The sequence below is a fragment of the Ruegeria sp. CDSA034 genome, from assembly GCF_059612275.1.
The window spans coordinates 14,776-28,217 of sequence record NZ_JBXWQH010000001.1; the positions used below are offsets into that span (position 1 = coordinate 14,776).

Annotated in this window: 11 protein-coding genes; 2 read left to right on the forward strand and 9 right to left on the reverse strand. The window is 59.2% G+C overall.

What is annotated here, in order from left to right:
• Positions 1 to 66 precede the first annotated feature (66 nt).
• Positions 67 to 2,109, forward strand: a complete 2,043-nt coding sequence (locus tag AC2FLJ_RS00090; RefSeq protein WP_496704150.1) for a ComEC/Rec2 family competence protein — start codon at positions 67 to 69, stop codon at positions 2,107 to 2,109.
• Here the strand turns inward: AC2FLJ_RS00090 and lexA are convergent.
• From lexA to AC2FLJ_RS00120, 6 genes are all read right to left on the reverse strand, one after another.
• Complete coding sequence (gene lexA / locus AC2FLJ_RS00095) at positions 2,106 to 2,804, reverse strand: transcriptional repressor LexA (RefSeq protein ID WP_058271750.1); 699 nt, start codon at positions 2,802 to 2,804, stop codon at positions 2,106 to 2,108. The two genes, AC2FLJ_RS00090 and lexA, sit on opposite strands and share 4 nt — an antisense overlap.
• 78 nt (positions 2,805 to 2,882) lie before the next feature.
• A complete protein-coding gene (locus AC2FLJ_RS00100; protein ID WP_496695614.1) occupies positions 2,883 to 4,055 on the reverse strand; it encodes a molybdopterin molybdotransferase MoeA in 1,173 nt (390 codons plus the stop codon).
• The gene (moaC, locus tag AC2FLJ_RS00105; protein ID WP_496704153.1) at positions 4,052 to 4,525 is read right to left on the reverse strand and encodes a cyclic pyranopterin monophosphate synthase MoaC; all 474 of its coding nucleotides are present in this window, start codon (positions 4,523 to 4,525) and stop codon (positions 4,052 to 4,054) included. The genes AC2FLJ_RS00100 and moaC overlap by 4 nt, the downstream gene beginning before the upstream one ends.
• Complete coding sequence (gene trpC / locus AC2FLJ_RS00110) at positions 4,525 to 5,337, reverse strand: indole-3-glycerol phosphate synthase TrpC (protein WP_496695611.1); 813 nt, start codon at positions 5,335 to 5,337, stop codon at positions 4,525 to 4,527. Before trpC ends, moaC begins: the two co-directional genes overlap by 1 nt.
• Positions 5,334 to 6,353 carry an anthranilate phosphoribosyltransferase gene (trpD, locus tag AC2FLJ_RS00115; protein ID WP_496695609.1) on the reverse strand — a complete coding sequence of 340 codons (1,020 nt, stop codon included), beginning with the start codon at positions 6,351 to 6,353 and terminating at the stop codon, positions 5,334 to 5,336. The genes trpC and trpD overlap by 4 nt, the downstream gene beginning before the upstream one ends.
• Positions 6,350 to 6,931, reverse strand: coding sequence for an anthranilate synthase component II (locus AC2FLJ_RS00120; RefSeq protein ID WP_058271745.1), 582 nt, complete (start codon positions 6,929 to 6,931; stop codon positions 6,350 to 6,352). Before AC2FLJ_RS00120 ends, trpD begins: the two co-directional genes overlap by 4 nt.
• A 195-nt stretch (positions 6,932 to 7,126) precedes the next feature.
• Between AC2FLJ_RS00120 and AC2FLJ_RS00125 the strand changes: the two genes are divergently transcribed.
• The gene (locus AC2FLJ_RS00125; RefSeq protein ID WP_496704155.1) at positions 7,127 to 8,719 is read left to right on the forward strand and encodes a divergent polysaccharide deacetylase family protein; all 1,593 of its coding nucleotides are present in this window, start codon (positions 7,127 to 7,129) and stop codon (positions 8,717 to 8,719) included.
• Between the two features lie 45 nt (positions 8,720 to 8,764).
• Here AC2FLJ_RS00125 and trpE read toward each other — a convergent pair whose 3' ends face one another.
• The 3 genes from trpE to AC2FLJ_RS00140 form a co-directional block, all read right to left on the reverse strand.
• On the reverse strand, positions 8,765 to 10,276 hold the full coding sequence (gene trpE, locus AC2FLJ_RS00130; protein ID WP_496695605.1) for an anthranilate synthase component I: 1,512 nt from the start codon (positions 10,274 to 10,276) through the stop codon (positions 8,765 to 8,767).
• A gap of 12 nt (positions 10,277 to 10,288) precedes the next feature.
• Complete coding sequence (locus tag AC2FLJ_RS00135; RefSeq protein WP_496704157.1) at positions 10,289 to 12,130, reverse strand: peptidyl-prolyl cis-trans isomerase; 1,842 nt, start codon at positions 12,128 to 12,130, stop codon at positions 10,289 to 10,291.
• Positions 12,131 to 12,214: 84 nt separating this feature from the next.
• Positions 12,215 to 13,390 (reverse strand): aminotransferase, encoded by a 1,176-nt coding sequence (locus AC2FLJ_RS00140; protein ID WP_496704159.1) that lies wholly within the window; start codon positions 13,388 to 13,390, stop codon positions 12,215 to 12,217.
• Positions 13,391 to 13,442: the final 52 nt, after the last annotated feature.

Consider the following 13,442-nt stretch of genomic DNA (forward strand, 5'->3'; position numbering starts at 1 on the left):
CCTTTTGGTAACCGTGTCGGGCATAGATTGGCGCCTGTCTAACGAGCCGGAAGGACGGGGGCAACCATGCGTGTTCTGGCACGGGTCGAGACCGCATTACTGAACCAGACAGGGTATTTGTTTCAGTGGTCTCCGGTGTGTTTGGCAGTCGGGATTGGTCTGTATTTCAGCCTGCGGTTTGAACCGGGGTGGATGATCTATGCAGGCCTCGTTGCCGTGATCGCGATTTGCTTAGGCTTGGTGCGCTGGCTTCCGTCTGGCTGGGCTGCGTTGACAACAGGGGGGGCGCTGATCGCTGCCGGGTTTATCCTGGCGGGCGGGCGCGCCCACACGGTGGCAGAGCCGGTCCTGTCCTGGCGTTATTACGGCCCGGTCGAGGGGCGGGTTGTAGCCATGGACCGCTCTGCGTCGGATGCGCTGCGGATTACGCTGGATCGGGTGCGTATAGGGGATGTGCCCGGTGACCGGCGGCCGCAGCGCGTCCGGCTTTCCTTGCACGGCGACGCACGCTCACTAGCGCCCGGCCAAAGGATCATGACCACTGCCCATTTGTCGCCCCCACAAGGCCCGGTGGAACCGGGAGGGTTCGATTTTCAGCGACACGCGTGGTTTCAACGGCTGGGGGCCGTGGGATACACCCGAGTTCCGGTGCTGATCGCTGCGCCCCCGCAGCCCGAAGGCATCCGCATTACGGCATGGCGAATGGCGATTTCCCACCATGTCCGCACGATCCTGCCGGGTGAGATTGGCGGGTTTGCGGCCGCCGTCACAACGGGTGATCGCAGCGGTATGGGGCAAGAAACGCTGAAGTCACTACGCGCATCCAACCTGGCGCATCTGTTGGCGATTTCGGGCCTCCACATGGGCTTGCTGACCGGGTTCGTCTACTTGATGTGCAGGCTTTTTTTCTCAACCATTCCTGCGCTGGCTCTCAGATTGCCTGTGCGCAAACTGGCGGCTGTCTGTGCGATGGTCTCGGCCACGATCTACTTGTTGCTGTCTGGGGGAAACGTCGCCACGGAACGCGCTTTTGTCATGGCAAGTGTCATGCTGATGGCCATCCTGATTGACAGACGCGCGATTTCCCTACGGGCCGTTGCGGTCGCCGCACTTATCGTACTCAGTCTGCGCCCCGAATCCTTGCTTAGCCCGGGGTTTCAAATGTCTTTTGCCGCAACGACAGCGCTTGTGGCGGTGTTCGGAGCGTTGCGTGACATTGGACCGATGCCGGGGCCAAAGTGGCTGAAACCTGTTGCGGGCCTACTGATGTCCTCAGCTATCGCGGGATTTGCAACCGCGCCAATTGGTGCGGCGCATTTCAACACATTGTCTCACTATGGTCTTCTTGCCAACATGCTTTCGGTGCCCGTCATGGGCATGGTTGTCGTCCCCTCGGCCGTGGTGGCAGCACTGCTGTCGCCATTCGGTCTTGAGATGGTGCCGCTGGCAGTGATGGGGCTGGGTTTAGAGTGGATTCTTGCGGTTTCGCAATGGGTATCGGGATTTGACGGCGCGCAAGGATATGTTGTCAGCCCGCCGCACCCTGTCCTGCCGCTAATTGCGGTTGGCGGCCTGTGGCTTGCGCTGTGGCAAGGACGGGCCAAATGGGTTGGGGTGGCACCAATGGCCGTGGCGTTGATATTATGGGGGCAGGGAAATCGCCCTGAAATACTGGTTGCGGATAGTGGTGGTCTTGTTGGCGTGATGACCGAACAAGGACGCGCCTTGAGTAAGAAAAAGGGAAGCGGGTTTGTCGCAACCGTCTGGCTGGAAAATGATGGGGACGGGGCAGATCAGCTGCATGCGGCCAGCCGTTGGCCGCATGATTCCGGCACCATTCAACGGTATGACTGGCAGGGCAAAGAGGTGTTGCACGTTACAGGCAAACGCGCGGCGCGCGGGATCAGTGCCTGCAATGCCGATCAGATCGTGATTTCTGCCGTGGCGCTGCAACTGTCCGGCGGCTGTGAAGTCTTCGATCCGAAACGGCTGCTGGCAACGGGAAGTCTGTCCCTGTCGGGCGGCAAGATCACAACGTCTAGAGAAGCGATGGGCGACAGGCTCTGGTCCCCGAACACATCCGGGAACCGGGATACCAAGCAGTTTTAGTAGCTGCGGATCAGTCCAACCAGACGACCCTGCACCTTGACCTTATCTTCCGGCAGGACGCGGGTTTCATAGGCGGGGTTCGCAGCCTCAAGCGCAATCGCCTGACCTCGGCGGAAGAACCGCTTCAAGGTGGCTTCCTGATCTTCGACAAGGGCAACAACGATATCGCCGTTATCAGCAACCGAGGTTTCCCGGATCACCACCACGTCGCCATCGTTGATTCCGGCGTCGATCATCGAGTCGCCACGCACTTCCAGTGCGTAGTGCTCTCCTTTTCCGGAAACCATTGTTCCGGGTACCGCGACGCGGTGCGACACATGGCTGATCGCTTCGATTGGAACACCGGCGGCGATGCGGCCCATCACTGGCAATTCCATCGCATCGACGGTCACCGGCTCAAAATTCGCGGGGCGGGGGCCGGACGGCTTGTCGCCTTCGATCACACGCGGCTTGAAGGCCACTGTGGGTTCTCCACCCAGGCTTTCCGGCAGTTTGACGATTTCAATGGCCCGCGCACGGTGCGCCAGACGCCGAATGAACCCGCGTTCTTCTAGTGCCGTAATCAATCTGTGGATGCCGGATTTGGACCTGAGGTCCAACGCGGCCTTCATTTCATCGAAACTGGGCGGAACACCGTCCGCCTGAACGCGTTTGTGAATGAATTCCAACAAATCCAACTGCTTCTTGGTCAACATTGCTCACACCTCATCGGTAATGCGTTTTCTTTTGTTCTACGCATGTTCACGTTTTGTGTCAACGGATTTGAGCGACGCTTAGATCGGCAGGTACTGAACCTCATCTCCGGCAAGCCGGGCAGGATCATCCGGTGGACGAACTAAAAGAGCGTTTGCCTGCGCCAAAACGCTGAGCAGCGAACTGTCCTGATCGGAACATGCGCGAATGCCGGTTTCATCCAGCATAGCCCGCATGTAATGTTCGCGCGGACCGTTTTCGCCGAGCGGTTCAGCAAGCCTTGCGGTTCGCAATGGGGGCAGAACCTGTTCGACACCCAACATCCGACGCACCATTGGCAACAGGAAGAGATAGCCGCAAACCATTGCACTAACAGGATTTCCGGGCAAGCCGACCATTGCCGTTTGTCCCATTCGACCCGCCATCAGGGGTTTGCCGGGGCGCATTCGGATCTTGTAGAAAGATTGCTCCATTCCCAGCCCGGTTGAGACATTTGACACCAGATCGTAGTCTCCAACCGATGCGCCGCCGATGGTCACAACCAGATCTGCTCCTTCGGCCAGTCCGAAGGCTGTTTCAAGCGATGAGACCGAATCGCGCGCGACCGGAAGGATGCGGACGTGCGCGCCAACGTCCTCTAACAGTGCTTTCAAGCCAAACGTATTGGATGCGATGATCTGATCGGGGCCGGGGGTTTCACCCGGCATCACCAGCTCATCACCGGTGGAGATTAGAGCGACGACAGGCTTTCGAGCCACTGGTACGGTCGCAACATTCATCGCCGCTATCAGCGCGATGTCCTCTGCGCGCAAACGACGGGGGGCCGAGATCATTGTTCCTGCTTTGAAATCGACGCCTGCAGGTCTGATATTCGTTTTTGGGCTTGGCAGGTCCGAGATTGTGATCAGGTCGCCGCGACGTTCGGTATTTTCTTGTATGACAACGAAATCAGCACCTTCGGGGACCGGGGCGCCGGTGAAGATACGCACTGCCTGTCCGGGCCCGACGCGACCGGTATAGCGATTGCCAGCGGCCGACTCGCCGATGACCTTGAACATGGCGTGCAGCTCGACCTCGGTCGCTTTCAGCGCGTAGCCGTCCATCGAGGATGCCTCAAACGGCGGCTGGTCGCGGGTGGCCTCGATATCCTGAGCCAGAATACGACCTGCGGCGTCGGACAAAGCAACGGTCTCGGCTGGAAGGGGCGAGACCAGTTCAAACAACAGCGCGCGGGCCTCTTCGACAGTGATCATTTCGCCTCGTAACGCCCTGATTTACCGCCATCTTTCAGCAATACACGGATGCCGCCGATTTCCATGGCCTTATCCACGGCCTTGGTCATGTCATAGACCGTTAGCGCAGCCGTGGACACGGCGGTCAGCGCCTCCATCTCGACACCGGTCTGGCCCGATGTTTTGACAGTGGCTTCGACCTGCACACCGGGTAAGTCGGGATCCAGCGTCAGTTCGACAGCTACCTTGGTGACCGGGAGCGGGTGACACAAAGGGATCAGTTCAGGCGTTTTTTTCGCGCCCATAATGCCTGCAAGGCGTGCCACGCCGAGAACATCACCTTTCTTAGCGCGGCCTTCGGAAATCAGATCAAAGGTGTCCTGCGCCATTTTGATGTATCCAGCCGCCACGGCGACGCGGTCGGTGACTTCCTTGTCCGAGACATCGACCATATGGGCCTGTCCCTGAGCATCAAAATGGGTCAGCGGCATCACATGACTCCGGGGATTAGAGGGCTTGCCAAAAGGTGGCGGGTGGCTGCTGCCACGTCGTCATGACGCATCAGGCTTTCACCGATCAGGAAGCTGCGCGCGCCGTAACGTGCGATGTCTGCCAGATCTTCCGGTGTGCTCAAACCACTTTCGCAAACGATCGTCCGGCCCGCTGGTACAAGCTTGGACAGATGCCGTGTGGTATCAAGAGATGTCTCGAAGGTCTTGAGATTGCGATTGTTTATTCCAATCAGCGAGCTTTTCAAAAGGGCGGCACGTTCCAGTTCTTCCTGGTCGTGAACTTCGATCAGCACATCCATACCCCAGTCTAATGCCGTCTGCTCCAGTTCGGCGGCTTGCGCGTCGTCGACCGATGCCATGATGATCAGAATGCAATCTGCGCCCAAAGCACGCGCTTCGACCACTTGATAGGGGTCGTACATAAAATCCTTGCGCAGCGCCGGAAGCTCGGTGGCAGCCCGGGCCTCGGTCAGGTACTCTTTTGCACCCTGAAAACTCGGCGTGTCGGTCAGCACCGATAAACACGCAGCGCCGCCTTCCTCATAGGCTTTGGCCAGAGCGGGTGGATCGAAATCCGGGCGGATCAGACCCTTGGACGGGCTGGCTTTCTTGATCTCGGCAATCAGGCCGTACCCCCGACGCGCCGCTGTTCGAAGCGCATCGGCAAAACCGCGAACCTCGGGCGCGTTGCGGGCCTCGTTTTCCAGTGTTTCCAGCGACTTCTGCGCTTTGTCTGCCGCAACTTCTTCAAGTTTATAGGCTTTGATCTTGTCCAGAACCGTCTCGGTCATGCGGCCTCCTGCGTAATTCGGGCCAGGGCCGCGATTTTGTCTTTAGCTTTTCCGCTGTCGATGCTTTCCCGCGCCTTGGCAGCACCGTCTTTCAAGTCATCAGCAGAGCCAGCAACCACAAGGGCCGCAGCGGAATTCAACAGAACAGCGTCGCGGTAGGCCGATGGCGCGCCGTCCAACAAGGCGCGGAAGGCCACGGCGTTTTCCTCGGGCGTTCCGCCGATGATATCCTCGAACGGGTGGACCGGCAGCCCTGCGTCTTCAGGATGCAGCTCGACCTCTTTCACAACGCCCTCTTCCAGCGCGGCGACCCAGCTTACGCCGGTGATCGTCAACTCATCCGTGCCATCTGATCCGTGCACTAACCAGGCGTGTTCAGCGCCCAGCAGTCCCAACGTTTCCGCCATTGGGCGGATCAGGTCGCGACTGAACGCACCGGTCAGTTGACGCCGAACACCAGCGGGGTTGGTCAACGGGCCAAGAATGTTGAAAATCGTACGCGTTCCAAGCTCTTGCCGGCTGGGCATGACATGCGCAATCGCAGGATGGTGCATAGGTGCCATCATAAAGCCGATGCCGACTTCTTGCAGAGCCTTTTCAACGGTTTGCGGGCCAACCATAACGTTGATGCCCAGCTGTCCCAAGGCGTCCGCGGCACCTGACTTGGAACTGAGGTTTCGATTGCCGTGTTTGGCGACGGTGACACCAGCCCCAGCCACAACAAACGCTGTGGCGGTGGAAATGTTCAGGGTGCCTTTACCGTCGCCGCCCGTCCCAACGATATCCATCGCACCCGCCGGTGCTTTCACCGCATTGCACTTTGCGCGCATCACGGCGGCAGCGGCTGCATATTCGTCCACCGTTTCACCACGAGTGCGCATCGCCATCAGCAGGCCGCCAATCTGGCTGGGCGTGGCTTCGCCATCAAACAGGATGCCAAACGCTTGTTCAGCCTCGGCACGCGTTAAGGGTCGATCGGCAGCGGCTCCGATCAGTGGCTTCAGAGCGTCGCTCATGCAGGAACTTTCATCTCGGACAGGAAATTCTTGAGCAGAGCGTGGCCATGCTCAGAGGCGATTGATTCCGGGTGGAACTGTACGCCGTGAATGGGCAATTCTTTGTGTTGCAGGCCCATGATGGTGCCGTCTTCCAGTTCTGCTGTGATCTCAAGGCTATCTGGCAACGTGTCCCGATCCACGATAAGCGAATGATAGCGGGTCGCCTCAAACGGGGTGGGCAGGCCAGCGAACACGCCTTTACCGGTGTGGTGCATCATACCCATCTTGCCGTGGACAATCTCGTGGCAGCGGACAACATTGCCGCCAAACACCTGCCCAATCGTCTGATGACCAAGACAGACCCCCAGAAGCGGTGTCTTTGTTTCGGCTGCTGCTTCTGTCAGCGCAAGGCAAATACCGGCCTGATCAGGATCGCACGGGCCAGGGCTGAGGAGAATTCCTGCAGGGTTCATCGCCATGGCTTCTTGTACATCCAGGGCGTCATTCCGCCGAATGACCATTTCGGCGCCAAGTTCGCCTAAATAGTGTACCAGATTGTAGGTAAACGAGTCGTAGTTGTCGATCAGCAGCAGCATTTGGGTACTTGTCTCGGCTTGGGCATTTCGGACTGGCGATACAGCCCCTGGCCACGGTATAATGTCGGGACATACATGCTCAGGCTTGCGGGGCAGCGTCAAGAGGACATCCTGTTCAGGGCGCAATCGCAGGCCAAAGGCGCGGTAAACGGCGTTGAGGCGATCGAAGCAGGATGAAGGCGAGAGGCAGTTAAGATGGGCGGATTTTTAGGCGGGATGATCGCAGGGGCGGTCGTTGTTGGTCTGCTTGGTGTGGTACTATCCCTGAATACCCCTTTGACCCGGAAACCGGTTGTAAACGCCGAGGCCCCCGAGCCGGCACCGGCTGCGACCCCCGAGGTCAGCGCCGAAGCGGCTGAGACGGTGGCAGATGCCGATCTGGTAACCGCGGCGCCGGTGACATCCGATGCGTCCGGGGATCAAACGGACAATCTTGCAGGGCTGGCGGATGTAGAGACTGTGCCAGACTCTGAGCCGACGATCAGTGAGGTCGTCACGCAGGTCGAAGGGGTCGAAATACCTGAAACGGTTGAGGTAACCACATCAAACGAGGCTCCGGTTGTGCCGCAGTCGCCTGCGCAATTGCAACCATTGCCGAGCACCGAAGGTGAGCCGATCATTTCGGAAACCGCGCCGGAACCGCCGGTTGCACCCAAGCAAGAAGAGACCATTGCCGAGGTTGAGCCGCAGCTCGCGCCCGAAGTCCTGGAAATACTGCCCGAACCGGAAGTGGAACAGGTGCAGCCCGAGGTGACAGAGACCCAGCCTGAAATCGCAGAGCCGTTGCCGGAAGTCACCGAAACTGAAATCGAACCAGAACCTCAGCCCGAGCCCGAGGTCGCAGCGGTTCAACCGGAACCCGAGCCGCAGCCTGAACCCACGGCAATCGAACCCCTGGAGCCCGAGGTCGATCCGCTTGAGGAAAACCCGATTGCCGTAGAAGGGGAAGAAGACCCACAGCTCAAAAAGCTGCCCCGGATCGCAGCGGTCCCACAGATCGGCGGTGAAGAAACGGATGCCGACGGTCTGACCGTTGGTAAACGAGTCGTCCCGCTGACTGAACGCGATGACGCGCCGGTTTCAGCGGACGAGCAACCCGCGGTACTTCTGCCCGGTAAGCCAATTGATGCCTATGCCGCCAAGTTCGAAAACCCCGAGGCCAAACCGCTTATGTCGATCATTTTGATTGATGATGAAGGGGCCTTTGGAGCCGAGGCGTTGAAGGATTTCCCATACCCATTGAGCTTTGCCGTCAGCCCGTCTGACCCCGATGCGGCCGAAAAAATGGCCCGCCATCGCGCAGCGGGTTTCGAGGTTCTGGCCCTTGCCGACTTGCCCAAGGCGGCCAGCGCACAAGATGCTGAGGTTTCGATGGCTGTGTGGCTGGACACTCTGCCGGAAACCGTTGGTATTCTGGAAGGCGTGGGAACCGGCATTCAGGGCAATCGCAAATTGGCCGATCAGGTGGCCGCAATTGCCGGTGATACCGGGCGCGGGCTTATCACCCAGGATAATGGCCTGAACACTGTCCAGAAACTGGCCGCTCGCAATGGCATCCCTTCCGGGGTCATCTTTCGCGACATCGACGGTGCCCGTCAGGACCCCACGATCATGCGACGTTTCTTGGATCAAGCGGCGTTCCGGGCTGGCCAGCAGGGAACTGTCGTCATGTTGGGACGGCTGCGCCCGGACACGATCTCGGCCCTGTTGTTATGGGGGCTGGAAGATCGCGGTGGCCGCGTGGCCATGGCCCCGATTTCAGCGGTCATGACGCAAGAAGCTCAGTAAGGCTGAAGATGAAAAACGGCTGACCATGAGGTCAGCCGCTATTCTTTAAGAGTTGCCAGAGCCGGTGAATCGGGCCGCGTCTGCAGCCGCACGCCGAATGGCGTTCGATTTGTGGACGGTTTCCATGAATTCGGCCTCGGGGTCGCTGTCATAGACCACGCCTCCGCCTGCCTGAATATAAAGCTTATGGTCTTTCACGATGGCCGTACGCAGGGCGATACACATATCCATGTCGCCGCCAGCACTGAAATACCCCACACCACCGCCGTAAACGCCGCGCTTTTCGGGCTCGAGCTCGTCGATGATCTCCATTGCGCGGACCTTGGGCGCGCCTGAAACGGTGCCTGCAGGCATTCCGGCAAAGAAAGCATCTAGCGCGTCTTTGTCTTCGGCCAACTCACCAACAACGTTGGAGACGATGTGCATCACGTGGCTGTAGCGTTCAATGATGAACTCTTCGGTTGGGCGCACAGTGCCGATCTTTGCCACGCGCCCGGTGTCGTTTCGGCCCAGATCCAGCAGCATCAGATGCTCGGCCAGCTCTTTCTTGTCGGCCAGAAGATCAATTTCGTTGGCTTTATCCTCTTCGGGGGTCGCGCCGCGTGGCCGAGTGCCGGCGATGGGGCGGATCGTGACCTCATCGCCAAAGACGCGGACCAGAATCTCGGGGCTGGCGCCCACGACCTGAAAGCCGCCGAAGTTGAAATAGAACATGAAGGGCGATGGATTCGTGCGCCGAAGCGAACGATAGAGCGCGAAGGGAGGTTGCGGAAAATCCTGCGTCCAGCGCTGCGCCGGAACAACCTGAAAGATGTCGCCCGCGCGGATGTATTCCTTGGCCTTTTCGACCGCTTCCAGATAGCCGGATTTGGTGAAATTCGACACTGGCGCAGCCACCTCGGAAGCATCCCCAAGATCGCGAGTTTCGGCGGGCATGGCACGTTCTAGATCGCGTACTGCGTCCATAACACGTTCTGCGGCCTGTGCATAAGCAGCCTTGGCCGATTGCCCTTCGCTGACCCATGCAGGCGACACAACCGTGACCTCGCCTTTGACGCCGTCCAGCACAGCAATGACCGAGGGTCTGAGCATGATGGCATCAGGCAGGCCGAGCGGATCAGGGTTCACATCAGGCAGGTATTCCACCAGCCGCACCATGTCATAGCCGAGATAGCCAAACAGCCCGGCTGCGGCTTGGGGTAGGTCGTCCGGCAGGTCGATCTTACTTTCCGCAAGCAGCGCCCGCAGGTTATCCATCGGGTTGCCGGTTTGGGGCGAGAACGCATCGGGGTCGAACCGCGCCGAGCGGTTCAGCGCGGACGTCTCGCCTTGGCAGCGCCAGATCAGGTCCGGCTTCATCCCGATGATCGAATAGCGGCCACGAACCTCACCACCGGTGACCGATTCCAACATGAACGCGTCTTTCTGCGCGCCTGTCAGCTTGAGCATCAAGGAAACCGGCGTGTCCAGATCAGCGGCTAAGCGTGTGTAGACAACCTGATTCTCGCCTGCCTCATAAGCGCGGGCGAAGCTGTCGAAGTCGGGGGTCAGCGCCATATTCAGTCTCTTTTAATAGCTCGCCTGAACAGCATTCAGGGCCTGCTGATCTACGACGGGACGGGCACGGACCTGTGCATCGCGGACAAACGCATCAAAGATGTTCTGGGCCAAAGCCTGATCCAGCTGCGCGGTAAGGGCCGCTTGGACCTGACGCAGCTCATCTGTTTCGGCAGGCGGCAGTAGCTCGTCCAGACGCACGATAAACGCGGTTCCGGCACCGGGAATGACGCGCAGATCGCCTTGTTCCATTTCAAAGATCTGCGTCATGAAGTCTGCAGGTACATCTTCCAAAAAGGCCGTGCGGGTCAGGGCGTTTTCAACGCGGAACGGCAATCCGGTGGCCGTAAAGTCACCATCGGCCTGCACCTGTTCCAGAACCGCATTTGCCTGTTCTTCCAATGCCGTGTTGGTTTCGGCCTGTGTCCAGGCGGCAACGACACGATCGCGTGCGGTCTCTAGCGGTTCGGGCCGGGGTTCGAGAACCTCGTTCAGACGCAGAGCAAAGATCGAGCCGTCCTCGAGGAACGCAACCTCGGGGAAGTCGCCGTCCTGTACGGCTTCGGCCGCGCTGCGGAACCCGTCATAGGCGGCCACGCCTTCACCGGTTTGCGCGCTCCAGTCGATTTGGCCCAACTCCATTTCGGTCTCGGAGGTCAGTTCTTCCAAAGTCGCGCCACCGGCCAGCAGGTCATTGATATCCTCGGCCTGCGCCTCAATCTGGCGGCGGGCGCGATCGGCTGCCAATTCCTCGCGCAGGGCAGGGGCGGCATCTTCAAACGACGTGTTGTTTTCGGCAAGCGAGCCATTGATGCGGAACAGCGCCGGTCCGAAGGTGGAAGGCAGCGGGCCGACAACAGCGTCCAGATCGGCAGCAAAGACACCATCGGCTGCTTCGCCCAGATCCTCGCGGGTGACGTCGCCAAGGTCGATATCGCTGAGCTCAAGTTGGCGATCCCGAACCAGTTGTTCGAAGGTTGCACCGCCGACCTCTAGCTGAGCCATGGCAGTTTGTGCTGCTTCTTGATCCGGAAAGGTCAGGCGTTCAACTAGGCGACGCTCGGGCTGTTGGAATTCAGCTGCGCGCTGTTCGTACAAACGCTTTACCGAATCCTCGTCGACTTCCACTTCGTCGAGCAGCATTTCGGGTGACAGGATCGCATACGTCAGCTTTTTGGTGCGCGGCAGGGTGAACAGCTCGGTGTTCTCATCATAAAACGTTTGGACCTGCTCGTCGGTCGGGGCGGCAACAGGTGCGGGCAGGGCGTCAGGCGCCAAAGTTGCGACGGTAAAGCTGCGGCGGGCACCAACGTAGTCGGTCAACACCTGCGTGAGGGTTTCGGGCATCTTCACACCGCTAACCACGGCACTCTGCACGATTGTGCGGGATGTTTCCTTGCGCAGGTCCGATTCGAACTCGGTGTCTGACATGCCGACCTGTTCCAGTTGGAACTGATACGCGTCGCGGTCAAATGTGCCGTTGACGCCCTGAAAAGCCGGAATCGCAACAATTTCTTCCTGCAGGTTCTCATCACCGATCGAGATACCCAACAAACCGACCTCATTGTCCAGCGCTGCTAAAGCCGTCAGGCGCGACAAGGCAAGACGATCCAGACCAAATTCAATGGCCTGCGACATTTGCAAAGGCTGGCCTGTCTGTTGTTCAACCGCGCGAATTTCGCGCTGCAGCTCGCGGACATAGTCATCAACCGAGATATCCTCATTCCCGACTTGGGCCACCGAACGCACGGTGCCAGAGAGGCTTGTTGCGCCAAACCCTGCAAGTCCGAGCATCAAAAGGCCCATGAGAATCCAGACAAAGGTCTTTGATAACTTTTTTACGCCTGCGGCCATTGTGCCCTCTTCGTGCTTTTGTCGGCAGGTAACTGCCCTGTCGGTTGCGGCCCTGAATACGACGCGCACCGTCGGGGAGCAAGCTCAGAAGGACAGAGCAGCCAGCCGTTCGAACAATTGCCCCAATCCGGCGCGGTCCAGATTGGCAAATGCGATACGAACCTGACGTTTTCCGGCCGCATCATTTTCGGGCATGAACATTGTGCCGGGCAGCAGCAGGATGCCGGCCTCGGGGACCAGTCGTTGGGCCAGTTCGTCCGATGGGATATCGAACGGGTGTTCGAAATAGGCGAAATAAGCGCCCAGACCCAGCAGCCGCCAACCCTTGTCCGTCAGGCTTGGCAACAGCTCGGCAATTGCGGCGCGGCGGTCGAGGATCTCATCCCGTTCTCCTGCCAGCCATTGCGACAGGTTATGCATTCCCCAAAGGGCTGCGTGCTGGCCGATCTGGCTTGGGCAGATGGCGACTGTGTCCAAAAACTTTTCAATCTCGGATAGCAGGTCAGTGCCGGTCGCAATCGCGCCGACACGGTGGCCGGTCAGCCTGTATGCTTTGGAAAAGGAATAGAGGTGGATCAGGGTTTGATCCCAGTCAGGCTGGGCGAACAGGTCATGCGGTGGGCCGCTGCGGCTGTCGAAGTCCCGATATGTTTCGTCCACGATCAGCCGGATGCCGACCTCTTGCGCAAGATCAAAGAATGCGCGCACCAAAGGGGCAGGGTATTCCACTCCGCCGGGATTGTTCGGGGTCACCAGAACGATAGCGCGGGTTTTGTCAGTGATCAGAGCACGGGCTGCGTCCGGATCGGGCAGCAGAGCGTCATCGGTTGGCTGATCCACGGTTCGGACGCCTGCCATGTCCAGCCACATCTTGTGATTAAAGTACCAGGGCGTTGGAACAATCACCTCGTCATCCTGATCGGTGATCGCTGTGACCGCAGCCGCAAATGCCTGATTGCAGCCCGAGGTGATTGCCACCTGATCGCTGGACACTGGCGCATCATAGTGCGTCCCGATCTGACGGGCGAGTTCAGATCGCAAGGCAGGATTGCCCAAAACCGGCCCATAAAGATGGGCGCTGTCTTCGGTCACGGCAAAGCTGGCAATCGCTTCGCGCAACGCTAGGGGCGGTGGATCGACCGGGGCCGCCTGGCTGACGTTGATCAGGGGACGGTCATCAGGAAACTCCACCCCCTCCAACCAGCGCCGCGCCTCCATGACCGGAGGCGCAAATGTCGCAGTGGTACGGGACTGGGTCATGACGGGCCTGTCCTTGGTAAGGCTTTGCCTCACTCTTTGTGGGTTGAGAGGG

Coding starts and splice junctions, on each gene's coding strand:
- trpC (WP_496695611.1), bottom strand. CDS start 5,337: ATGACCGAGACGGTTCTGGACAAGATCAAAGCCTATAAACTTGAAGAA.
- lexA (WP_058271750.1), bottom strand. CDS start 2,804: ATGTTGACCAAGAAGCAGTTGGATTTGTTGGAATTCATTCACAAACGC.
- AC2FLJ_RS00140 (WP_496704159.1), bottom strand. CDS start 13,390: ATGACCCAGTCCCGTACCACTGCGACATTTGCGCCTCCGGTCATGGAG.
- AC2FLJ_RS00135 (WP_496704157.1), bottom strand. CDS start 12,130: ATGGCCGCAGGCGTAAAAAAGTTATCAAAGACCTTTGTCTGGATTCTC.
- AC2FLJ_RS00090 (WP_496704150.1), top strand. CDS start 67: ATGCGTGTTCTGGCACGGGTCGAGACCGCATTACTGAACCAGACAGGG.
- trpD (WP_496695609.1), bottom strand. CDS start 6,353: ATGAGCGACGCTCTGAAGCCACTGATCGGAGCCGCTGCCGATCGACCC.
- trpE (WP_496695605.1), bottom strand. CDS start 10,276: ATGGCGCTGACCCCCGACTTCGACAGCTTCGCCCGCGCTTATGAGGCA.
- moaC (WP_496704153.1), bottom strand. CDS start 4,525: ATGCCGCTGACCCATTTTGATGCTCAGGGACAGGCCCATATGGTCGAT.
- AC2FLJ_RS00100 (WP_496695614.1), bottom strand. CDS start 4,055: ATGATCACTGTCGAAGAGGCCCGCGCGCTGTTGTTTGAACTGGTCTCG.
- AC2FLJ_RS00120 (WP_058271745.1), bottom strand. CDS start 6,931: ATGCTGCTGCTGATCGACAACTACGACTCGTTTACCTACAATCTGGTA.
- AC2FLJ_RS00125 (WP_496704155.1), top strand. CDS start 7,127: ATGGGCGGATTTTTAGGCGGGATGATCGCAGGGGCGGTCGTTGTTGGT.